The organism is Streptomyces sulfonofaciens (genome assembly GCF_014656295.1).
GTDB lineage: Bacteria > Actinomycetota > Actinomycetes > Streptomycetales > Streptomycetaceae > Streptomyces > Streptomyces sulfonofaciens.
In genome coordinates this window covers 57,306-78,260 of record NZ_BNCD01000015.1, presented here as the reverse complement: position 1 = coordinate 78,260, position 20,955 = coordinate 57,306, and the positions used below count along the sequence as shown (strand labels likewise).

General features: G+C 71.6%; 20 protein-coding genes. 15 read left to right on the top strand and 5 right to left on the bottom strand.

The window, feature by feature from the left end; genetic code table 11:
- Nucleotides 1-107: 107 nt before the first annotated feature.
- Together IE313_RS23340 and IE313_RS23335 are read left to right on the top strand one after the other, a co-directional pair.
- Nucleotides 108-902, top strand: a complete 795-nt coding sequence (locus tag IE313_RS23340; RefSeq protein ID WP_189935429.1) for an IclR family transcriptional regulator — start codon at nucleotides 108-110, stop codon at nucleotides 900-902.
- A 152-nt stretch (nucleotides 903-1,054) separates the two neighbouring features.
- Nucleotides 1,055-1,705, top strand: a complete 651-nt coding sequence (locus IE313_RS23335) for a peptide deformylase (protein WP_189935427.1) — start codon at nucleotides 1,055-1,057, stop codon at nucleotides 1,703-1,705.
- On the opposite strand, the gene IE313_RS23330 is transcribed toward IE313_RS23335, so the two are convergent.
- Together IE313_RS23330 and IE313_RS23325 are read right to left on the bottom strand one after the other, a co-directional pair.
- Nucleotides 1,683-2,558: an EI24 domain-containing protein gene (locus IE313_RS23330; RefSeq protein WP_189935425.1), complete on the bottom strand. Its 876-nt coding sequence runs from the start codon at nucleotides 2,556-2,558 to the stop codon at nucleotides 1,683-1,685. The genes IE313_RS23335 and IE313_RS23330 overlap by 23 nt on opposite strands.
- A 609-nt stretch (nucleotides 2,559-3,167) precedes the next feature.
- Nucleotides 3,168-3,404, bottom strand: coding sequence for a hypothetical protein (locus IE313_RS23325; RefSeq protein WP_189935423.1), 237 nt, complete (start codon nucleotides 3,402-3,404; stop codon nucleotides 3,168-3,170).
- A 204-nt stretch (nucleotides 3,405-3,608) separates the two neighbouring features.
- On the opposite strand from IE313_RS23325, the gene IE313_RS23320 reads away from it, so the two are divergent.
- Complete coding sequence (locus tag IE313_RS23320) at nucleotides 3,609-4,445, top strand: helix-turn-helix domain-containing protein (RefSeq protein ID WP_189935421.1); 837 nt, start codon at nucleotides 3,609-3,611, stop codon at nucleotides 4,443-4,445.
- Nucleotides 4,442-4,666, top strand: coding sequence for a DUF397 domain-containing protein (locus IE313_RS23315; protein ID WP_189935418.1), 225 nt, complete (start codon nucleotides 4,442-4,444; stop codon nucleotides 4,664-4,666). Before IE313_RS23320 ends, IE313_RS23315 begins: the two co-directional genes overlap by 4 nt.
- A 76-nt stretch (nucleotides 4,667-4,742) precedes the next feature.
- Here IE313_RS23315 and IE313_RS23310 read toward each other — a convergent pair whose 3' ends face one another.
- Nucleotides 4,743-5,783 carry an NADP-dependent oxidoreductase gene (locus tag IE313_RS23310; protein WP_189935416.1) on the bottom strand — a complete coding sequence of 347 codons (1,041 nt, stop codon included), beginning with the start codon at nucleotides 5,781-5,783 and terminating at the stop codon, nucleotides 4,743-4,745.
- Between the two features lie 161 nt (nucleotides 5,784-5,944).
- Here IE313_RS23310 and IE313_RS23305 point away from each other — a divergent pair, with 161 nt between their 5' ends.
- Entirely contained in the window at nucleotides 5,945-6,388 is a 444-nt protein-coding gene (locus IE313_RS23305) for a MarR family winged helix-turn-helix transcriptional regulator (RefSeq protein ID WP_189935414.1), read from the top strand.
- Nucleotides 6,389-6,449: 61 nt separating this feature from the next.
- Here IE313_RS23305 and IE313_RS23300 read toward each other — a convergent pair whose 3' ends face one another.
- Nucleotides 6,450-7,211: an oxidoreductase gene (locus tag IE313_RS23300; RefSeq protein WP_189935413.1), complete on the bottom strand. Its 762-nt coding sequence runs from the start codon at nucleotides 7,209-7,211 to the stop codon at nucleotides 6,450-6,452.
- 90 nt (nucleotides 7,212-7,301) lie between these two features.
- Between IE313_RS23300 and IE313_RS23295 the strand changes: the two genes are divergently transcribed.
- Nucleotides 7,302-7,871, top strand: coding sequence for a TetR/AcrR family transcriptional regulator (locus IE313_RS23295; RefSeq protein ID WP_189935412.1), 570 nt, complete (start codon nucleotides 7,302-7,304; stop codon nucleotides 7,869-7,871).
- A 337-nt stretch (nucleotides 7,872-8,208) separates the two neighbouring features.
- Here IE313_RS23295 and IE313_RS23290 read toward each other — a convergent pair whose 3' ends face one another.
- Entirely contained in the window at nucleotides 8,209-8,922 is a 714-nt protein-coding gene (locus tag IE313_RS23290) for an SCO2400 family protein (protein ID WP_189935409.1), read from the bottom strand.
- Between the two features lie 294 nt (nucleotides 8,923-9,216).
- On the opposite strand from IE313_RS23290, the gene IE313_RS23285 reads away from it, so the two are divergent.
- The 9 genes from IE313_RS23285 to IE313_RS23245 all read left to right on the top strand — a co-directional run bounded on the left by IE313_RS23285 (nucleotide 9,217) and on the right by IE313_RS23245 (nucleotide 20,950).
- A complete protein-coding gene (locus tag IE313_RS23285; RefSeq protein ID WP_189935408.1) occupies nucleotides 9,217-10,410 on the top strand; it encodes a mandelate racemase/muconate lactonizing enzyme family protein in 1,194 nt (397 codons plus the stop codon).
- On the top strand, nucleotides 10,407-11,441 hold the full coding sequence (locus IE313_RS23280) for a zinc-dependent alcohol dehydrogenase (RefSeq protein ID WP_229924876.1): 1,035 nt from the start codon (nucleotides 10,407-10,409) through the stop codon (nucleotides 11,439-11,441). Before IE313_RS23285 ends, IE313_RS23280 begins: the two co-directional genes overlap by 4 nt.
- A gap of 203 nt (nucleotides 11,442-11,644) precedes the next feature.
- A complete protein-coding gene (locus tag IE313_RS23275) occupies nucleotides 11,645-12,622 on the top strand; it encodes a hypothetical protein (protein WP_189935404.1) in 978 nt (325 codons plus the stop codon).
- Between the two features lie 2 nt (nucleotides 12,623-12,624).
- Nucleotides 12,625-13,797 (top strand): multiple monosaccharide ABC transporter substrate-binding protein, encoded by a 1,173-nt coding sequence (gene chvE, locus IE313_RS23270; protein ID WP_189935402.1) that lies wholly within the window; start codon nucleotides 12,625-12,627, stop codon nucleotides 13,795-13,797.
- Complete coding sequence (gene mmsA, locus IE313_RS23265; protein ID WP_189935400.1) at nucleotides 13,794-15,455, top strand: multiple monosaccharide ABC transporter ATP-binding protein; 1,662 nt, start codon at nucleotides 13,794-13,796, stop codon at nucleotides 15,453-15,455. Before chvE ends, mmsA begins: the two co-directional genes overlap by 4 nt.
- Nucleotides 15,452-16,681, top strand: a complete 1,230-nt coding sequence (gene mmsB / locus IE313_RS23260) for a multiple monosaccharide ABC transporter permease (protein ID WP_189935398.1) — start codon at nucleotides 15,452-15,454, stop codon at nucleotides 16,679-16,681. The genes mmsA and mmsB overlap by 4 nt, the downstream gene beginning before the upstream one ends.
- A gap of 309 nt (nucleotides 16,682-16,990) precedes the next feature.
- Nucleotides 16,991-18,181 (top strand): aldose epimerase family protein, encoded by a 1,191-nt coding sequence (locus tag IE313_RS23255; protein WP_189935396.1) that lies wholly within the window; start codon nucleotides 16,991-16,993, stop codon nucleotides 18,179-18,181.
- The gene (arfA, locus tag IE313_RS23250) at nucleotides 18,174-19,712 is read left to right on the top strand and encodes an arabinosylfuranosidase ArfA (RefSeq protein WP_189935394.1); all 1,539 of its coding nucleotides are present in this window, start codon (nucleotides 18,174-18,176) and stop codon (nucleotides 19,710-19,712) included. Before IE313_RS23255 ends, arfA begins: the two co-directional genes overlap by 8 nt.
- A 431-nt stretch (nucleotides 19,713-20,143) precedes the next feature.
- Entirely contained in the window at nucleotides 20,144-20,950 is an 807-nt protein-coding gene (locus IE313_RS23245; RefSeq protein ID WP_189935392.1) for an SDR family oxidoreductase, read from the top strand.
- Nucleotides 20,951-20,955 lie beyond the last annotated feature (5 nt).

Here is a 20,955-nt window from a genome sequence, read left to right as displayed (position 1 = left end):
CGAACGCGCTTTGGAAGGTCGACGGCGCGGAGCGGTGGGCACGGAACAGGGCCGTGAGGAAGGGACCGGACGAGGACCCTCCGGCAGAGGTGGCCTATTCTTCTGCTATGAAGAAAAACGCGGACGACGTGGCGTCCATCGGCGGCCCGGAACCGCAGTACCCGATCGAGTCGGTGGACAACGCCCTCAAGATCCTTCTGCTGCTGGGCGAGCGCAGCGAGCTGCGCCTCACGGACGTCGCCCACTACCTGGGAGTGGCCACCTCCACGGCCCACCGGCTGCTCGCGATGCTGCACTACCGCGGTTTCATCCGGCAGAGCGAGCGCGGCAAGGCGTACGAGGCGGGCACGGCACTGACCGGTGTCGCCTTCTCGGTGCTCCAGCGCTTCGACGTGCGGTCCACCCTCCACCCGTTCCTGGAGCGGCTGAACGGGGAACTGGCGGAGACGGTGCACCTCGGGATCCTGGACGGCACCACGGTCCGGTTCATCGACGCGATCGAGAGCCCGCGCGCGGTCCGCGTCGCCTCCCGGCTCGGCCAGTCGATGCCGGCGCACTGCACGTCGACCGGAAAGGCGATGCTGGCCCAGTTGACCCCGGCCGACCTGCACCGCCTCTATCCGGACGAGGAGTTGGAAGGGCTGACCCCGAACTCCATCCGGCGCCGCTCCGAGCTGGAGTCGGAGGTCGAGGTGGCCCGGCGCCTCGGCTACGCCACCAGCAGCGAGGAGAGCGAGGAGGGCGTGACCTCGGCGGCCGTGGCCTTCCCCGCCCGCCGCACCCCGATGCAGATGGCCTTCAACGTCTCGGTGCCGGTGAGCCGGACGAACCGCACGGACCTGCGCCGGATGAGCACGGTCCTGCGCGAGACCGTCGACGAGGCGACGGCCCTGCTGCACTGACGGCGGCCGGCCGAGGGGTTGGCAGGGTGCGCACGGTGCACGGTGCACGGTGCGCATGGCGCACGGTGCGCGTCCGATCGGCGACGGGGCCGGCGCCGGGGGCGCGCGCTGCCGCCGCGCCGCTCCCCCATTCCCGGTGGCATGCTGGCCCGATGTCCACACCTGTGCCCGCGCCGCTCGGCGCGCTCGTCGAGGAACTGCTCGAAACACCCGGTCCGCTGCCCATCGTCGCCGCCGGGGACCCGGTGCTGCGCCGCCCCGCAATGCCCTACGAGGGCCAGTTGCCGGGTCCGCTGCTGGCCCGGCTCCTCACGGCGATGCGGGAGGCCATGCACGCCGCTCCCGGCGTGGGCCTGGCGGCACCGCAGGTCGGGATCCCGCTGCGGATCGCCGTCGTCGAGGACCCGGCCGAGGTCGCCGAGGAGGTGCGGGACGCCAGGGGGCGGGTGCCGCAGCCGTTCCGGGTGCTCGTGAACCCGTCGTACGAACCGGCGGGGGCGGCCCGCGCCGCCTTCTTCGAGGGCTGCCTGAGCGTGCCTGGCTGGCAGGCCGTGGTGGCCCGGTACGCGCGGATCAGGCTACGGGCCGAGGACGAGCACGGACGGCGGGTGGACGAGGAGTGCGCCGGGTGGCCGGCGCGCATCGTGCAGCACGAGACGGACCACCTCGACGGCATGCTCTACCTGGACCGCGCCGAGCTCCGCTCGCTCACCTCCCAGCAGGCGCTGGTGGACCGTTGGGCGCAGCCGACTCCGCACACCGCGGCCCGTGCGCTCGGCTTCAGCCTTCCTGTGGACGGCTGACCGGCGGCGCGGGCGGTCCGTCCGACGGGCCGGGGGGCGGCGGGGCGAGGGGCTGGGCGTACTCGCCCGTGCCACCGGCCCCGCCGTCAGGTCCGCCCCCCGGCACCGTCTCCTCGCCGAGCAGTTCACGGGCCATCAGGGTGGCGCCCGCGACCGCGCCCGGCATCAGGAAGACGGCGACCAGCGGCACCACGAAGGCGGCGGCGAGCGGCGCGCCGAAGCCCCACACCAGGGACCTGCGGGCACGCAGCAGGGCGAGCCGGTCGCGCAGTTCCACGTCCCGGCGTTGCAGCGCCACCGCCGTCAGCTCCTCCACCAGGAAGAAACCGGTGACGAAGAAGCCCACCACGGGCACCACGGTCTGCCCGACCCCCGGCAGGAAGCCGAGCGCGAAGAGCAGCACGCCCCAGAGCGTGGCGCGCACCAGGATGCGCAGGCTGTCGCGGGCCGACACCCACAGTCCGCGCCAGAGCGGCAGCCGCGACTTCGGGGCGGTGCCGTCCGGCGAGACGGAGCGGTCGACCCGTTCGGACAGCGCCTCGTAGAAGGGCTGGCCCACCAGCAGCGTCACCGCCGTGAAGGTGAGCACGGCGAGCAGCAGCACCAGCGCGAACAGCACTGCGGTCAACAGCCCGCGGAAGAGGCCGGCCCACGGCGAGGGCCAGTCGTCGGCGAAGGGCGTAGCCCAGCCGACCAGGTCGTCGCCCCAGACGGCGAGGGCGGTCAGCAGGGCCAGGTAGAGCACCAGGGTGACCAGCCCGGGCAGCAGGGCGAAGCCGTACTGCCTGCCGTGCCGGGCAACCCATCGCTGCCCCTTCACCAGATGGCCGAAGCCCGCCCCGAGATCACGCATGGCGGGCACCTTACCGGCAATGCCCGCGGCGCCGTCCGGGTCGCCCGCGCGAGGTCACCCGCGGCAGCCGAGGGGATCTCGCCGAGATGGTGCAGCAGGGCACGGCGCAGCACCGCGGGCGCACGTGCCGTGCCGCATCGGCATCACCGCGCCACAGGCGTGTGTGCGCGGGCGGCCGTGCGCGGAACACCACGGGGCTCTCCTTTCTCCGCGATTCCTTTGCCCGGAGGTGTCCACACGGGTCCCGCACGGGTGCGTAATCATCGCCGCGCCGACCTCGCGGAAGGATTTCCAGACGGGTTTCCTGAGCGGTTTCCTGGGCGGTTTCCTGACGGATTTCCGGGGCACTTCCTGGCCGGTTTCCTGAGGGGTCTGTGACGGGTTTGCGGGATCCTTACGCGCCCTCGCCCGCGGGCCGGCCCCGCCGTTTTCGGTGATTGAGCAGTTCACGGTTGCAGGCACCTACGACGTCCTGGCGCCCCGCCGCCCGCGCGGCCTCACGCCGGCCGCACAGCGCCGTGCAGACATCGCATCCGGCGGTCGGCACCGGCTCGGACACCGCGACCTGGCCGGACGCCGGGTCCGGGGCGGCGGCCGGGCGCGTCCCGCTCAGGCTCCCGCCCCGCCGCGCCGAAGAGCCTCGGCGATCAGCCGGGCCGTCCGCAGGTTGCAGCGGCCCAACTCCACCAGCGGACGGGGCCTCTCGTCCGCGTACGCCGCGGGCTCCACCCGCAACGACGGCAGCACGACGCCCGCCCCGTGCAGCGCCGCGCACAGCTCGTCGCGTACGTCCTCGGCCTCTTCGATCCGCTCGGCCGCCGCCCGCCGGATTTCTTCCGCGCTCATTCTTCCCGAGATCCTCGCGTCAATGGTCCTGTCCTGCGCCGAAAAACACGGGGAGCCGACGACCGGGCCCGAGTTCACCTTCCCGTGGGCCGCGTTAATCCTTTCGGGCGACGGCGACTTCCCGTAATCCGAGCATCGTCCCGCGTACGTACGATCTGAAGAGGGCGGGCATCCCGACGCCGCCCTGGAACAATGGGGGTTCACATGGCACGTCCGCTGCGCGAGCTGACGCCGTACCGCTCGAACAGGGATTTCTACGGCGCGGAAATGCGCCGCCACCGCACCGGTGCGGAGATGTCGTTCGACACGCTGGCCGCGCGGATCCCGTACAGCAAGAGCCAGTTGCACCGCGTGGAGACCGCGGAGATGCTGCCGCCACCTGGCCTGTCCGCCGCCCTGGACCGGCTCTTCGGCACGGACGGCCTCTTCGACCGGTTGAGCGAACTGGTCCGGCAGAGCCAGGAGATCCATCCGGAGCAGTACCGGAGGAGCATGCGGATGGAGGCTCGGGCGCAGTTGATCGAGGTGTACAGCGGGGAACTCGTGCCAGGGCTCCTCCAGACCGCTGCCTACGCACAGGCGCTCTTCCGCGTCAGCAAGCCACAGGCGAGTGACGAGGGGATCCAGGAACTCGTCGCGGCTCGGCTGAGCCGTCAGGAGCGTCTGCGGTCGGTTTCTCCGCCCCGGCTCTCCGTCATCCTCAACGAAGCGGTGGTGAGGCGTCCTGTCGGAGGCCCGGCAGTGATGCGGGAGCAGTTGGCCGCCGTACTGGACGTGGCGGACACCCGAACGACAGTCGTCCAGCTCCTACCGTTCCGCAACGGTGAACATGCCTTGATGGGAGGCACACTGAAGCTCATGACCCTCGACGACGGCACGTCAGTGGCCTGGGACGAGAGCATCGTCACCGGGGTGCTCCTCGAGGACGAGGAGACCGTCTGCGATTGCCGGGACAAGTACGACCTGCTCAGGACCTACGCCCTGCCGCCGGGCGAGACGGCATCGTTCATCCGAACAGTCATGGAGGAGTTATCCGCATGAACAACTACCCTCTTCACTCCGCGACGGGGTGGGTCAAGTCCACGTACAGCAACGGGGACGGCGGCGACTGCCTCGAATGGGCCCCCGCCGCCGCCCGCAGATCCGGCACCGTCCCCGTCCGCGACTCCAAGACCCCGTACGGGCCCGTGCTCGCCATACCGGCGCACCACTGGTCGTCCTTCGTCACCGCCGTGAAGCACGGCGAACTCCGGGCCCCGTAGGGAGAAGGGGTCGAGCCCGACGGCCCGGCCCCTTCGCTCCACCGCGCCCGTGGCCGACCCGCCGCACGGGCGGGCCTCAGCCACCCAGGCTGACGACCATCTTCCCCGTGTTCTCACCCCTGAGCATGCCGAGGAAGGCGTCCACGGCCTTCTCGATGCCCTCGGCGAACGTCTCGTGGTGGCGCAGCTCGCCCGAGCGCAGCCAGCCGGAGACCTCCTCGACGAAGCGCGGTTGCAGCGCCGCGTGGTCGGTGACGAGCATGCCCTGCAGGCGCAGCCGCTTGCCGATCGCAAGAGCCAGGTTGCGCGGCGCCGGGGTGGGCTCGGTGGTGTTGTACTGGGCGATCATGCCGCAGAGGGTCGCACGGCCGTGTGGGTTCATTTGGCCGATGGCCGCCTCCAGGTGCTCGCCGCCGACGTTGTCGAAGTACACGTCGATGCCGTCCGGCGCGGCCTCCTTGAGCTGCTCGGCCACCGGTCCGTCCTTGTAGTTGAACGCCGCGTGGAAGCCGTACTCCTCGAGGAGCAGCTTGACCTTGGTGTCCGAGCCGGCCGAGCCGATCACCCGCGAGGCGCCCTTGAGCCGTGCTATCTGCCCGGCCTGGCTGCCCACGGCGCCGGCCGCGCCCGAGACGAAGACCGCGTCGCCCGGCTTGAGCGAGGCCACCTCCACCATGCCCGCGTACGCGGTGAGGCCGGTCATGCCGAGCACGCCGAGGTACGCGGAGAGCGGCGCGAGCGAGGTGTCCGCCTTGGTGGCGGCCCGCGCGTCGAGTTCCGCGTACTCCCGCCAGCCGAGGCCGTGCACCACGAGGTCGCCCGGGGCGAAGCCGTCGGCCGCGGAGGCGATGACCTCGCCGGTCGCGCCGCCGTCCATCGGACGGTCGAGCTCGAACGGCGGCACGTAGGACTTCACGTCGTTCATCCGGCCGCGCATGTACGGGTCCACCGAGAAGTGCAGGTTGCGGACCAGGATGCGGCCCTCGGCCGGCGCGGCCACCGGTTCTTCACGCAGCGCGAAGTCCTCCGGGACGGGCCAGCCGTGGGGGCGGCGCACCAGGTGCCAGGCGCGGCCGGTGGTGGGGAGCTGCGGGGACGGGGCGGTGGTGCCGGACATGGTGGAAGGCCTCCTGTGACAACGCGGTTTTCCTCGAACCGAGGCCGCCGCTTCCCTCTCCACGGTTCCGGAGAGGGAAGCGGCGAGCAAAAGCTTCAGCCTCTGAAACACCATGCTCGTAGATATTTCATGTTGTCAAGTAAACGGGTACCCTGTGGGGCATGACGACCACCCCTGCCGCGCGGACCGACCCGCTGACCGTTGAGGTCGTCGACCTCATCGGCAGTGTGGTGGCGCGCTATCACCAGGAGTACGAGCAGGCGGCGGCCCGGCACGCGCTGACGGGAGCCCAGGCGCGGATACTGAGCCTGCTGAGCGTGGAACCGCTGCCGATGCGCCGGATCGCCCGGGCCATGAAGTGCGAGCCGTCCAACGTGACCGGAATCATCGACCGCCTGGAGGCGCGGGGCCTGGTCGAGCGCCGCCCCGATCCGGCCGACCGGCGGGTGAAGCTGGCCGCACCCACCCGGGAGGGCGCGCGCACGGCGCGGAGCCTGCGCGACTCCCTCGACTTCGCCCGCGAGCCGCTCGCCGGGCTCTCCCGGCAGGAGCGGCTGCTGCTGCGGGGGCTGTTGCGCCGCATGCTGGGAGAGGATGCGGGTTAGCGGACGCAAGCGGTCGTGCGGCCATGACGGCGACCACTGGACCGGTCGGCCCAGGCCACTGTCACGCCGTCTTGATGATGCCTCCGTCGATCACGAGATCCGTGCCGGTGATCCACCGCGCCTCCGGCCCCAGCAGGAACGCGACGGCCGCGGCGACCTCCTCGGCCTCGCCCATCCGGCCGAGCGCGATGTTCATGCTCGCCGGCACGCCCTCGTCCAGTATCTGCTCGCGCGTGGCGCCCGACGCCGCGGCCATGCCGTCGGCCATCCCCCCGTCACCTGTCCAGCTTGGCGTGCGGACCGGCCCGGGCGACACCGCGTTGACCCGGACGCCTCGCGGCGCGAACTCCTCCGACAGCGTGGTCGTGAGGTTGGTCAGCGCGGCCTTGTGCGCGGAGTAGTCGACGACCATGGGGAACGGCAGTCGTGCGTTGATCGAGGAAACGTTGACGATCGCCCCGCCGCGCTCCAGCAGGGCCGGCAGCAGCGCACGGGTGAGCCGCACGGCCGACAGCACGTTGGCGGCGAACCCCTGCTCCCACTGCTCGTCGGTGACATCGAGGAAGGAACTCCGGGCGCCGAACCGCCCGACGTTGTTGACGAGCGCGTCCACCCGCCCGCGCACGAGCGCCGCCTCGGCGAGCGCCTGCACCCCCTCGGCCGTCGACAGGTCGGCGCGCACCACGGTCAGGTCGTCGCGCTGCTCCGGCACGGCCGAGCGGGAGCCCGTGACGACGGCGTAACCGTCCTTGCGCAGGCGCTCGACGACCGCCGCACCGATGCCCTTCGTCCCACCGCTGACAACGGCCACCTTGTCGCTCATCACTGCCTCCTAGTTCGGGAACGTTCGCTCCCGTATGACCCACACACTAATACGGGAGCGACTGTTCCACAACTTGGGTAGGATGGACGCATGCCACGGCCCCGGGAGTTCGACGAGCAGCAGGCGGTCGCGCGCGCCGCGGAGGTTTTCCACCGGCACGGCTACCACGCCACATCCACACGCGACCTGAGCGAGGCGCTCACGCTCAACCCGAGCAGCCTCTACCGGGCGTTCAGCGACAAGCACACACTGTTCCTGCGCGCGCTGGACCACTACCAGGCATCCGAGTCCGCACGCGCCGCCGCGGCCCTGGGGGACGGCCGGCCCGTCCGCGCGGCACTGCGCGACTGGCTCACCTCGATGGTCGCCCCGTCCGAGCTGCCGGGCTGCTTCGTCGTCCACACCGCCGTCGAGCTGGGCACCGACGATCCGGAAACGGAAGGGCGCGTGCGCGCGGCCTTCGACGGCACGAAGACCGCCGTCGCCGAGCTGCTGCGTCGCGGCATCGCCACCGGCGAACTGCCGGCCGACCTCGACGCGGACGCCACCGCCGACCTGCTGTTCACCATCCTCACCGGCCTCCGGGTGCGCCACCGCGCCGGCCAGGACCCGCAAGAACTGCGCGCGACGGTCGACCAGGCGCTGCGCCTGCTCGACTGAACACGACGCGGACCCGCGCGCTCGCCGGCCTTCGCACACGGCCAGTGCACACACGGCACCGCCCGCGCTGGACGGCTCCAGCATCCGCCCAGGGGTGCGTTGAGCACCGTAAGCGAGTGCGACGCGGCGGCGAGCTGGGTGATCACCGGTGGCGGTGCTTGGACCGGCAACGAAGACCGGCCACAAGTAGCGCAGCACCGTCGAACCGGCGATCAGCCGGCCGAAACAGCCCCGGGCAGTCGCCACCCGCTACGACGAGCGCGGACACGTCCTCCTCGGCACCGCCACAGCAGCAACCCTGGTCACCCGGCTGCGAACATGACCGCCCGGACAAGTCCTAGTCGCACACCCACACGATGACCCAGGTGCACGAGCGGGACGGGCTCGGCCGGGGCTGGGACGGGGGCGGCTGGGAGGCGGTGGGGGGAGGGGGGTCCTGCGAGCCGCCGCCGGGGGCGCCGGGGGCGGAGGTCGGGGTGCCACCGGGGGCGGGGGGCCGGGTGTCCTCGCCCCGGCCGTCGCCACCGCCCTTCCCGCCGTCACCGCCGCCCTTGCCGTCCGCGCCGCCCTTGGCGTCCTCGCCCTTCTCGGCATCCGGGCCGGACGCCGACGAGGCGGCAGAGGTGACGCCGGCCTCCGGGGCGCCCGCGGACGGGGCGCTGCCGGACGAGCCGGCACCGCCGGGGGTGCCGTCGTCGGCGGGTGCGGCATCGGAACCGTCCGGAGCCGAGGCGTTGTCGGCGCTCCTGAACGGTGTCTCGATATGGATCTCGGCCAGGCTCAGGGCGCCCAGCGCGAGCACCAGGCCCGCGCCGACGACCAGTGCCCTGCGCCGCTTGCGCCGGTGGACCGCCCTGCGGCCCGCGCGTCCACGGTGGCCCGCGCGGACGTCCTCGGCCTCCTCCTCGCCCTCCCAGGCGCCGTCGACAGGGGCCGCGGTGCCGTCGGCGCGCGTCTCGGCGTAAGCGCGGCAGTCCTCGGCGGGCGTCCCGCACCCAGGGCACGCATAGGCGCCGTTGAGGTGCCTGCGGCACGGGTGGCAGTAGTCCATGACGCACGAAGGCTAGGACGCGCGCATGGCGTGAAGAAAGCCACGGCTGTGAAAGTTGTGTGCAGGGGGAAGGGATGCCGGTGTGCCGTCCCACCAGTCCGCGGTGACAGGTCCCTCACATCGCGATATGTCCCCGCCAGGGGCCTTGCGGGGACCCGCCCGGGTGGTACACAACCATTGACACCCCCGGTGTCGCGTCTCTACTGTCACGCCAGCATTTCGAACGTATGACGAAATATCGAACATGCCCGGGCCGGCCGACGCGCCGTCAGCGAGCAGCACTGGGGAGCTACCGTGCGCATCACGGGAATCAGCACGCATGTGGTGGGAACGCCTTGGCGCAACCTCACCTACGTCCAGGTGCACACCGACGAGGGCCTCACGGGAGTGGGTGAGACCCGGATGCTGGGCCGCACCGACGCCCTGGTCGGCTATCTGCGGGAGGCGGAGGCGAACCACCTCGCCGGCTCCGACCCGTTCGCCGTGGAGGACCTGGTGCGCCGGATGAAGTACGGCGACTACGGGCGGGCCGGTGAGATCGTGATGTCCGGCATCGCCGTCGTCGAGATGGCCTGCTGGGACATCAAGGGCAAGGCGCTCGGCGTACCGGTGTGGCAGTTGCTCGGCGGCCGGGTCACCGACCGGGTGAAGGCGTACGCGAACGGCTGGTACACCACGGAGCGCACCCCGGACGCCTACCACAAGGCGGCGCGGGCCGTGGTGGAGCGCGGCTACCGCGCCCTGAAGATCGACCCGTTCGGAACCGGCCATTTCGAACTCGACCACGCCGAGACGCGGTACGCGGTCTCGCTGATCGAGGCCGTGCGGGACGCGATCGGTCCCGAGGCGGAGCTGATGCTGGAGATGCACGGCCGCTTCTCGCCCGCCACCGCGGTGCGGCTGGCCCGCGAGATGGCGCCGTTCCACCCGGCCTGGCTGGAGGAGCCGGTGCCGCCGGAGAACCTCAAGGCCCTCGCGAAGGTGGCGCAGAAGGTGGAGATGCCGATCGCGACCGGCGAGCGGATCCACGACCGCATCGAGTTCCGCGAGCTCTTCGAGGCACAGGCCGCCGACATCATCCAGCCCGACGTCGGCCACATCGGCGGCATCCTGGAGACCCGGAAGCTGGCGGCCACCGCCGAGACGCACTACATGCTGCTCGCCCCGCACAACGTCGGCGGCTCGGTCCTCACCGCGGCCTCGCTGCACGTCGCCGGCTGCACACCGAACTTCAAGATCCTCGAACACTTCAACGACTTCGCGGATGCCGAGATCAAGAAGGTGGTCAAGGGCGCACCGCAGGTCGACCCGGAGACCGGCTGCTTCGAGCTGCCGACCGCGCCGGGGCTGGGCGTCGAGCTGGACACCGACGCGGCGGCCGAGTTCCCGCAGCAGCAGGCGCGGTTCGACCTGTGGGCCGAGGGCTGGGAGAAGCGGGCCCCCAAAGGCACCGCGCGGGCCGCGCGCGGTGCCGGTGGTCCGCGGTGAGCAAGGGCGGGGTGCCGGGCGAGGCGGTACTGGTGGAGGCGCCGGGCACCCACCGCCTCGTCCGGCACGAGCCGGTGCCGCCGGGACCTGGCGAGGCGCTGGTGCGGGTGCACGCGTGCGGGATCTGCGGCAGCGACCGCGAGATCCTGCGGGGGCAGCGGCCCGACGGCTACGTGCGCTATCCGCTGGTGCCCGGGCACGAGTGGTCGGGCACCGTCCTGGCGGTCGGCCCCGGGGTGCCAGGGGAGCTGGTGGGGCGCAAGACCGTGGGTGAGGGGTTCCGCAACTGCCAGGTGTGCGCACGGTGCCGTACGGGCGAGACGACGCTGTGCACCGCCGGGTACGAGGAGACCGGCTTCACCCGGCCGGGCGCCATGGCCGCCACCCTGACCCTGCCCGCCCGGCTCCTGCATCCGCTGCCCGACGGTGCCGACCTGTCCGCGGCCGCCCTGCTGGAGCCCGCCGCCTGTGTCGCGGCCGCCGCGCTGAAGGCGGACGTGCACCCGGGCGAGCGGGCCGCCGTGGTGGGCACCGGCACGCTGGGCATGCTGGCGGTGCAGTTCCTCGCGGCCTCCTCCCCCGCCGAGCTGCTGGCCGTCGGCGTGCACGACCACCGCAGGGCGCTGGCGCTCGGCCTGGGGGCCGGCGGCTTCCATGTGCGGGACGGCACGGACGGCACGGACCTCCCGGGCGGCTTCGACGTGGTCGTGGAGACCGCAGGATCCGCCGCAGCCGCCCGCGAGGCGGCCGCGCTGCTGCGGCGCGGCGGACGCCTCGTGCTCGCGGGCATCCCCGGCCCCGGGGCCGCCGGGCTCGATCCCACGGACCTGGTGGTGCGGCAGATCACGGTGCTGACGGTGTTCGGGGCGCCACCGGCGGCCTGGGCGCACGCCGTGCGCGCCTTCGGCGCCGGGCTCCTCACGCCCGCGCCGCTGATCACCCACGAACTGCCGCTGCGGGACTTCGGCCAAGCCATCGAACTGGTCGAGGCCGCCGCCCCCGAGACCGGAAAGGTCCTGCTCAGGCCCTGACCGGCCGCCGCACCCCACCCGGCACGCTCCCCCGTCCGCCAGGCCACGGCCGCTCCTCCACCCGTCCCTTCCACCAGGCCCCTCAGCACCGCGCCCTGCCACCGGGCCCTGCCCACCAGGTCTCCCACCGCCCGCCCCCATCACCGCCCCGATCACCGCAACGACATCACCGCGAACATCACCACGAACGCTAAGGACAGCCCGTGACCGACAAGCCCCACGCGGCACCCCGACGGCCCGGCGAGCGGGCGCTCGACGCGCTCGGCCTGGCCGGGCCCCCGCTCCTCGACGCCGACGCCTCCCCGCACGCCTTCCCCGACGGCGGCACGTGGCGCACCGAGATCCCCTCGGTGGAGGGCCCGGAGGCCCTGGCCACGGTCCTGCGGGAGGCCGCTCGGCTCGATGTGCCGGTGCACCGCATCAGCCAGGGCAGCGGGGTGTGGATGCTCACCGACTCCGAGATCGGCGAGATGGTGGCGGCCTGCGCCGAGCACGACGTCGAGCTGTGCCTGTTCACCGGGCCGCGCGGCACCTGGGACACCGGGGCCTCCACCCGCAGCCCGTCCGGCGGCGGCGGCCTGCGGGCCCGCGGCCACGACGCACTCGCGGGCTGCGTGGAGGACGCGCTGCGCGCCACCGAACTGGGCGTCAAGTGCGTGCTCGTCGCGGACGAGGGCGTGCTGTGGACGCTGCACAGGATGCGTGCGTCGGGCGCCCTGCCCGCGGACACCACGTTCAAGGTGTCGGCGCTGGTCGGCCCGGTGAACCCGGCCTCGTACGCGGTCTGGGAGGGCCTGGGCGCCGACTCCGTCAACGTTCCCTCGGACCTGACCCTCCAGCACTTCACCGAGATCCGCAGGGTCGCCCGCGCCCCGCTCGACCTCTACGTGGAGGCGCCCGACGACCTCGGCGGCTATGTGCGGATGTACGACGCGGCGGAGCTGGTCCGGCGCGGTGCGCCCGTCTACCTGAAGTTCGGCGTCTCCAAGGCACCCGCGATCTACCCGTACGGGGCCCATCTGCGGGACGTCACGCTGGCCACCGCACGCGAGCGGGTGCGGCGCGGCCGTCTCGTCCTCGATCTGCTGGCACGGCACGGCGCCGACGGCGGGATGTCGCCGCTCGGCTCCCGGCTGCCCGGCGGGCTCAGGCGCTTTCCCCAGCCACCGGAAGGGAACTGACCATGCGCACCCGCACGTCCACTACCCCGCGGCCGCCCGCCGCGGCATCCGCCCGAAGGCCGCGGCGCCCGGCCCGCCGCGCCGCCGCGGCCGCGCTCGGGCTGCTGCTCGCCGCCTCGGTCACCGCCTGCGGCCAGGAGGCCAAGGGCGGCAGCCGCTACCACCCGGACAGCGCCAAGGGCAGCACCATCGGCATCGCCATGCCCACCAAGTCCTCGGAGCGGTGGATAGCCGACGGGGAGAACATGGCGAAGCAGTTCCAGAAGGCCGGGTACAGGACCGACCTCCAGTACGGCGACGACCAGGTGGAGAACCAGGTCTCGCAGATCGAGAACATGATCACCAAGGGCGACCGGCTGCTGGTGATCGCCGCCATCGACGGGCGCGCGCTCACCGACGTCCTGGCCCGCGCGCACGACCAGGGCATCCGTGTCATCTCCTACGACCGGCTGATCCTCGGCACGCCCTACGTCGACTACTACGCATCGTTCGACAACGAGCGGGTCGGCAGGCTCCAGGGGCAGTACATCCTCGACAGGCTCGGGCTGAAGAAGCCGGAGAAGGGGTCGGGGCACACGTACAACATCGAGCTGTTCGCCGGCTCGTCCGACGACAACAACACCAAGTACTTCTGGAACGGCGCCATGAAGGTGCTGAAGCCGTACTTCGACTCGGGCCAGCTCGTGGTGCGCAGCAGGCAGACCCGGATGAACCAGGCGTTCACGCTGCGCTGGGACGGCGGCACCGCGCAGAAGCGGATGGACGACCTGCTGACCAAGAACTACGGCACGCAGGACGTGGACGCGGTGCTCTCGCCGTACGACGGGATCTCGATCGGTGTGCTCTCGGCGCTCAAGAGCGCCGGGTACGGCACGAAGGACCACCCGCTGCCGGTGGTGACCGGCCAGGACGCGGAACTCGCGTCGGTGAAGTCGATCATCCGCGGCGAGCAGACGCAGACCATCTTCAAGGACACCCGCAAGCTCGCCGCGCAGGCCGTGCAGATGGGCAACGCGGTCCTCAACCACAAGAAGCCGGAGGTCAACAACACCACCGACTACGACAACGGCAAGCGGATCGTGCCGTCGTACCTGCTCGACCCGGTCTCCATCGACAAGTCGAACACAAAGCTCCTTGTCGACCAGGGCTACTACACGAAGAAGCAGCTCTCATGACCGGGCCAAGGGCGGGCGGCGCACCCGAGCCGCACGACGGACCCGGGGCACACGACGGGCCCGGGGCGGACGGGGCCCCGGCCGGCGCCGGCGGCCGGCCGCTGCTGGAGATGCGCGGCATCACCAAGACGTTCCCGGGCGTCAAGGCGCTCTCCGACGTCCGGCTGACGGTGCGGCGCGGCGAGATCCACGCGGTGTGCGGTGAGAACGGTGCCGGCAAGTCGACGCTGATGAAGGTGCTCAGCGGAGTGCACCCGCACGGCAGCTACGAGGGGGAGATCCTCTTCGACGGCGAGCCGGTGGCGTTCAGGGACATCCGGGCGAGCGAGCAGCGCGGCATCGTGATCATCCACCAGGAGCTGGCGCTGGTGCCCTACCTGTCGATCGCGGAGAACATCTTCCTCGGCAACGAGCAGACCCGCCGCGGCGTCATCGACTGGAACGGGACGCAGCGCAGCGCGGCGCGGCTGCTGGCCAGGGTGGGGCTGCGCGAGAAGCCGGCCACGCCGGTGGCGGACCTCGGCGTCGGCAAGCAGCAGCTTGTGGAGATCGCCAAGGCGCTCTCGAAAGAGGTGCGGCTGCTGATCCTGGACGAGCCGACGGCCGCGCTCAACGACGAGGACAGCCGGGCGCTGCTCGGCCTCATCGGCGAGCTGCGCGAGACGGGCATCGCCTGCATCCTCATCTCGCACAAGCTGAACGAGGTCCGCCGGATCGCGGACACGGTGACCATCCTGCGCGACGGCCGCACCATCGAGACGCTGCCGGTGCGCACCGCCCCGGACGCCGAGCCGGAGGTCTCGGAGGACCGGATCATCCGGGGCATGGTCGGCCGCGACCTGGACCACCGCTTCCCGGACCGCACCGCCTACGAGGGCGAGGACGCCGGCACCGTCGCACTGCGGGTGACGGGCTGGACGGTCCGGCACCCGGTGGACCACCAGCGCACGGTCGTCGACGACGTGTCGCTGACGGTGCGGCGGGGGGAGATCGTCGGGGTCGCCGGGCTGATGGGCGCGGGCCGCACCGAGCTGGCGATGTCGGTCTTCGGCCGGTCCTACGGGCAGTACGTGGCCGGTGCCGTGGAGGTGGACGGCCGGCCCGCGGACACCCGCACGGTGCCCGCGGCGGTCGCGGCCGGCATCGCGTACGTCACCGAGGACCGCAAGCGCTACGGCCTGAACCTCATCGACACGGTGCACCGCAACGTCTCGCTGGCGTCCCTGCCGCACCTGGCGCGCCACGGCATCGTCGACGAGCACGAGGAGCGGCGGGTCGCCGAGCGGTACCGGTCGTCGATGAACATCAAGACGCCCACCGTCTTCGAGGAGGTGGGCAGGCTGTCCGGCGGCAACCAGCAGAAGGTCGTGCTGAGCAAGTGGATCCACGCCGGGCCCGAGGTGCTGATCCTCGACGAGCCGACGCGCGGCATCGACGTCGGCGCCAAGTACGAGATCTACACGGTCGTGGACCGGCTGGCGGCGCAGGGCAAGGCGGTGCTGTTCATCTCCTCGGAGCTGCCCGAGCTGCTGGGGATGTGCGATCGGATCTACACCATGGCCGCGGGCCGGCTGACCGGTGAGGTCAGCCGCGCGGAGGCCACCCAGGAAGTGCTGATGCGTCAGATGACCATGGATGGAAGCCGAGGCAGCTCATGAGCACCACGACCACACCGCCCAGCGATCCGCCGGTCCCGCAGGCGGTCATCCCGTCCACCGGAACGGCCCTGCTGCACAGCCTGCGCACGAACATGCGCCAGTACGGCATGCTGGTCGCACTGGCCTTCATCGTCGTGCTGTTCGAGATATGGACGGACGGCACCCTGCTGCTGCCCAACAACGTCTCCAACCTGGTCCAGCAGAACAGCTACATCCTTATTCTTGCCATGGGCATGATGATCGTCATCATCGCGGGCCACATCGACCTGTCGGTGGGCTCGCTGGTGGCGTTCGTGGGCTCGGTGGCCGGCGTCCTGATGATCAAGAACGATATGCCGTGGGTGCCGGCGCTGCTGCTCTCCCTGCTGATCGGCGCGGTGGCCGGGGCCTGGCAGGGGTTCTTCATCGCCTACGTGGGCATACCGTCCTTCATCGTGACGCTGGCCGGGATGCTGCTCTTCAGGGGCCTGACGCAGATCATCCTCGAAGGGCAGTCGATCGCCCCGTTCCCCGGCGGTTTCCAGGACATCGCGCAGGGCTTCATCCCGGAGATGGGCCCCTACACCCAGTACCACAACCCGACCCTGGTGATCGGCCTGGTCGTGGTGGTCTGGCTGCTGGTGCAGCAGTGGCGCGACCGGCGGCGGCAGCTCAGGTACGAGCTCGAAGTGGTGCCGGTCGGGCTGTGGGCGCTCAAGTGCGGGGCGATCACGGCCGCGGTGGTGGCGTTCACGCTGACGCTGGCGAGCTTCCACGGCGTGCCGGTGGTGCTGCTGATCATGTGCGCGCTGCTGATCGGGCTCGGCTACGTGATGCGCAACGCGGTGGTCGGCCGGCACGTGTACGCGCTCGGCGGCAACAAGGCCGCGGCGATGCTCTCGGGCGTGAAGGACAAGCGGGTGACGTTCCTGGTCTTCGTCACCATGGGCGTGCTCGCGGCCCTCGCGGGCTGTGTCTACGCGGCACGGCTGAACGCGGCGACACCGAACGCGGGTCTGAACTTCGAGCTGGAGGCGATCGCCGCGGCGTTCATCGGCGGTGCGTCGATGAGCGGCGGCGTCGGCTCGGTGCTGGGCGCGGTGATCGGCGGCCTGGTCCTCGGCGTGCTCAACAACGGTATGTCGCTGGTCGGGGTCGGAACCGACTACCAGCAGGTCATCAAGGGCCTGGTGCTGCTGACCGCGGTCGGCTTCGACGTATGGAACAAGCGCAGGGCAGGACGGTAGGGGCCCTTCGCGGCCCACGGCGCCCCCGGGTGCCCGCGGGGCCGCGGCGCTCGCGCCCCGTGGCGTGGCCGCGCCGCGGGGCGCGAGCGGCCGTCCACCGGCCGCGGTGGTCCGGCCGCGCCCCGAGCAGTCCCCCCGGGCCGGCGGCGACTGCCGGTCCCGTCGTGGTCACCCGCGCCCCTGACGGGGCGCGCCCGCCTCGCAGGAGCGCGGGGGACGCGCGGCGGGCCCCGGCGGAGCCGCCGGGCCCGCCCGGACCGCCTCCGGTCGGAACGGCAACCAGAACATCGAGGAAGGCAGGAGCTGCACATGACCACGAGCAGGCGCACCATCCTGGCCGGGGCGGCGGGCACCGCCGCCGCGACGACCGCGGCAGGCGGCACCGCCCGCGCCGCCACCGGCGCCGCGGGGACCGCCCCGGCGGGGAGCCGAACGGGCCGCGTCCCCACGAAGGAGCCCTTCGGCTCGCTCCCCGACGGCACCGCGGTGGACCGCTGGACCCTGGAGCACGGCGGCATCCGCATGAAGGTGCTGAGCTACGGCGGCACCGTCCAGAGCCTGGAGCTGCCCGACCGCTCGGGCCGGTACGCGAACGTCGCCCTCGGCTTCGGCACGCTCGACGAGTACCTGGCGTCCACCACCTACTTCGGAGCGCTGATCGGCCGGTACGGCAACCGCATCGCGCACGGCCGCTTCACCCTGGACGGCACCGGGTACCAACTGCCGCAGAACGACGGCGACAACAGCCTGCACGGCGGCACCCAGGGCTTCGACAAGCGGGTGTGGGACGTGGCCCCGTTCGCCGACCGCAGCGGCGTGGGCCTCGTCCTCGACTACGTCAGCGCGGACGGCGAGATGGGCTACCCGGGCACCCTCACGGTGCGCGTCACCTACACCCTCACCGCGGACGCGAGCTGGCGCATCGACTACCTGGCGACCACCGACAAGCCCACCGTCGTCAACCTCACCAACCACACCTACTTCAACCTCGCCGGTGAGGGCAGCGGCGACGTCTACGGGCACGAGCTGGCCCTGGACGCCTCCCGCTACACCCCCGTCGACGCCACGCTCATTCCCACCGGCGAACTCGCGCAGGTCAGGGGCACCCCGTTCGACTTCAGAGCGGGCAAGCCGGTGGGCCGCGACATCCGCGCCGACCACGACCAGCTCCGCAGGGCACGCGGGTTCGACCACAACTGGGTGTTCGACAAGGGCATCACCGCCCGGCCCCGGCAGGTCGCCGTCCTGCGCGACCCGGGCTCGGGGCGCACCGTGCGGATCGCGACCACGGAACCCGGCGTGCAGTTCTACTCGGGCAACTCCATCGACAACGACGGGTCCCTGCTCGGCACCTCGGGCCGCCTCTACCGGCAGGGCGACGGGCTCGCGCTGGAGACCCAGCACTTCCCGGACTCGCCGAACCAGCCGTCGTTCCCCTCGACGGTGCTGCGTCCCGGCGAGACCTACCGCTCGACCACGGAGTACCTCTTCCGTGCCTGACGCCGCCTCCCACGCCGCCGGAAACGCCCGCTTCACCCTGGACGCCGACTTCACCGTCGGCGAGGTCGACCCGCGGCTCTTCGGCTCCTTCGTGGAGCACCTGGGGCGCTGTGTGTACTCGGGCGTCTTCGAGCCGGGCCATCCGGCGGCCGACGGGGCGGGGCTGCGCACCGACGTCCTGGAGCTGGTCCGCGAGCTGGGCGTGACCACCGTGCGCTACCCGGGCGGCAACTTCGTCTCCGGCTACCGCTGGGAGGACTCGGTCGGCCCCGTCGAGGAGCGCCCGCGCCGCCTCGATCCGGCCTGGCACTCCACCGAGACCAACCGCTTCGGGCTGAGCGAGTTCATCGCCTTCGTACGCCGCCTCGGCCCGGAGGCGGAGCCCATGCTCGCCGTGAACCTCGGCACGCGCGGCGTCGCCGACGCGCTGCGGCTCCAGGAGTACGCCAACCATCCTGGCGGCACCGAGCTGTCCGGGCTGCGCAGGGCGCACGGCGACGAGGAGCCGTTCGGGATCCGGCTGTGGTGCCTGGGCAACGAGATGGACGGGTCCTGGCAGATCGGCGCCAAGACCGCCCGGGAGTACGGCCGGCTGGCCGCCGAGACGGCGCGCGCCATGCGCCGTCTCGACCCGGCCGTGCAACTGGTGGCCTGCGGCAGCTCCCACCAGGCGATGCCCACGTTCGGCGCCTGGGAGGCCACCGTCCTCGAAGAGGTCTACGAACTGGTCGACTACGTCTCGCTGCACGCCTACTACGAGGAGGTGGACGGCGACCGCGACTCGTTCCTGGCCTCGGCCGTGGACATGGAGTCGTTCATCGAGAACGTCGTCGCCACCTGCGACCACGTGGGCGCCCGGCTGAAGTCGGGCAAGCGGATCGACCTCTCCTTCGACGAGTGGAACGTCTGGTACATGAGCAGGTTCCACGAGGCCACCGCGGAACCCTCCGCCGAGTGGCCCGAGGCGCCGCGGCTGCTGGAGGACCACTACTCGGTCACCGACGCCGTCGTCGTCGGATCGCTGCTGATCGCGCTGCTGCGGCACGCGGACCGGGTGCGGGTGGCGTGCCTGGCGCAGTTGGTCAACGTGATAGCGCCGATCATGACGGAGCCCGGCGGTCCGGCCTGGCGGCAGACCACCTTCCACCCCTTCGCACAGGTCTCCCGGTACGGTCGCGGCCAGGTGCTCGACGTCCGGGTGAGGGCGCCGGCACACCGCACCGCGGCGTACGGCGAGGTGCCGCTGCTACAGGCGACGGCGGTGCGGGACCCGGACACCGGCGCCGTCACCGTCTTCGCGGTCAACCGCGATCAGCACGGATCGCTGCCCCTCGACGTGACCCTGCACGGCCTCGGGGTGACCCGGGTGGTCGAGCACACCGTCCTCGCCGACGCGGACCCCGAGGCCCGCAACACCCGTGATGCGCCCGATCGTGTGACACCCCGTCCGGTGGCCGGGACCACGCTCGCGGAGGGTCGTCTGCGCACGGTTCTCGAACCGCTGTCCTGGAACGTCGTGCGCCTGGTGTGACGGCGGTCGGGGCACGGGCGGCCCCGCGGGTCCTGCCGGGCGGGACCCGCCGAGAGCGGCGGCCCGCACCAGGGGATGGGTGCGGGCCGCCTTCACGTCTCTCAACTGGCCATCGAAGCCAACGTCAAGCACTGGCACCTGACTCACCAGCACCCGGACCTCCGACGCTTCTTCCAGACCAAGACCGCCGAGCTGGCGACGAGAAGGACCTCGAACGCGCAAGTCCACAGCGCCGGGCAGGGGGGCTCTCACAGTACCTGTATCACCAGGGTCTTCCAGCCGTCCAAGACGCTTGTCAACCTGGTTGAGCCGAAAACGGCAAAACTCCATGGGCACGCACTGAAGCTCTACCCTCATCAGTTCAATTCCGGCTGCACCGAACGCGCTACCGTGCGGGCGCATTCTTCCCGCGACAATAGGGACGGAGACCAATGGCGGACGACCAATTCACCACTCACATAGAACTCTTCGATCTGAGTGGGAAGTACGCCCTTGTCACTGGCGGCACCAGGGGCATTGGGATGATGATAGCGCGCGGCCTTCTCCAGGCGGGCGCCCGCGTCGTTATCAGCTCACGCAAGGCAGACGCGTGCGCGGAGGCACAGCAACTGTTGTCCGAATTCGGCGACGTCAGAGCAATTCCCGCCGACCTGTCCAGGCGCGACGAGTGTCAGCGCCTCGCTGATCTCGTCAAGGCCGACTCGGGCTTTCTGGACATCCTTGTCAACAACGCGGGAGCGATGTGGCGCGAGCCGCTGGCGACGTTCCCGGACGAGGGCTGGGACGCAGTGATCGACCTCAACCTCAAGTCGCCGTTCTGGCTCGTGCAGGCGCTGCTCCCCGCACTTCGCAGGGCGGGCACCGCCGATGATCCCGCGCGGATCGTCAACATCGGCAGTATCGCCGCCATCCACGTCGCCCAGGCGCCCAACTACTCGTACGCCAGCAGCAAGGCAGCACTCCATCAACTCACCAGAGTGCTCGCCAGGGAGCTGGGCCCACAGCACGTCACGGTGAACGCGGTAGCACCGGGAGTGTTCCCGTCGCAGATGATGGCGTCCACGCTCGATGCCATCGGGGACACGATCTCAGCGGCGGCCCCTCTGCGCCGGCTCGGCCGCGACGACGACATGGCGGGTATCGCCGTGTTTCTCGCCAGCCGGGCCGGGTCCTACCTCACGGGCGCCATCATCCCGGTGGACGGCGGCGTCGCGACGACCGCAACGGGTACTCCTTAGGCTGC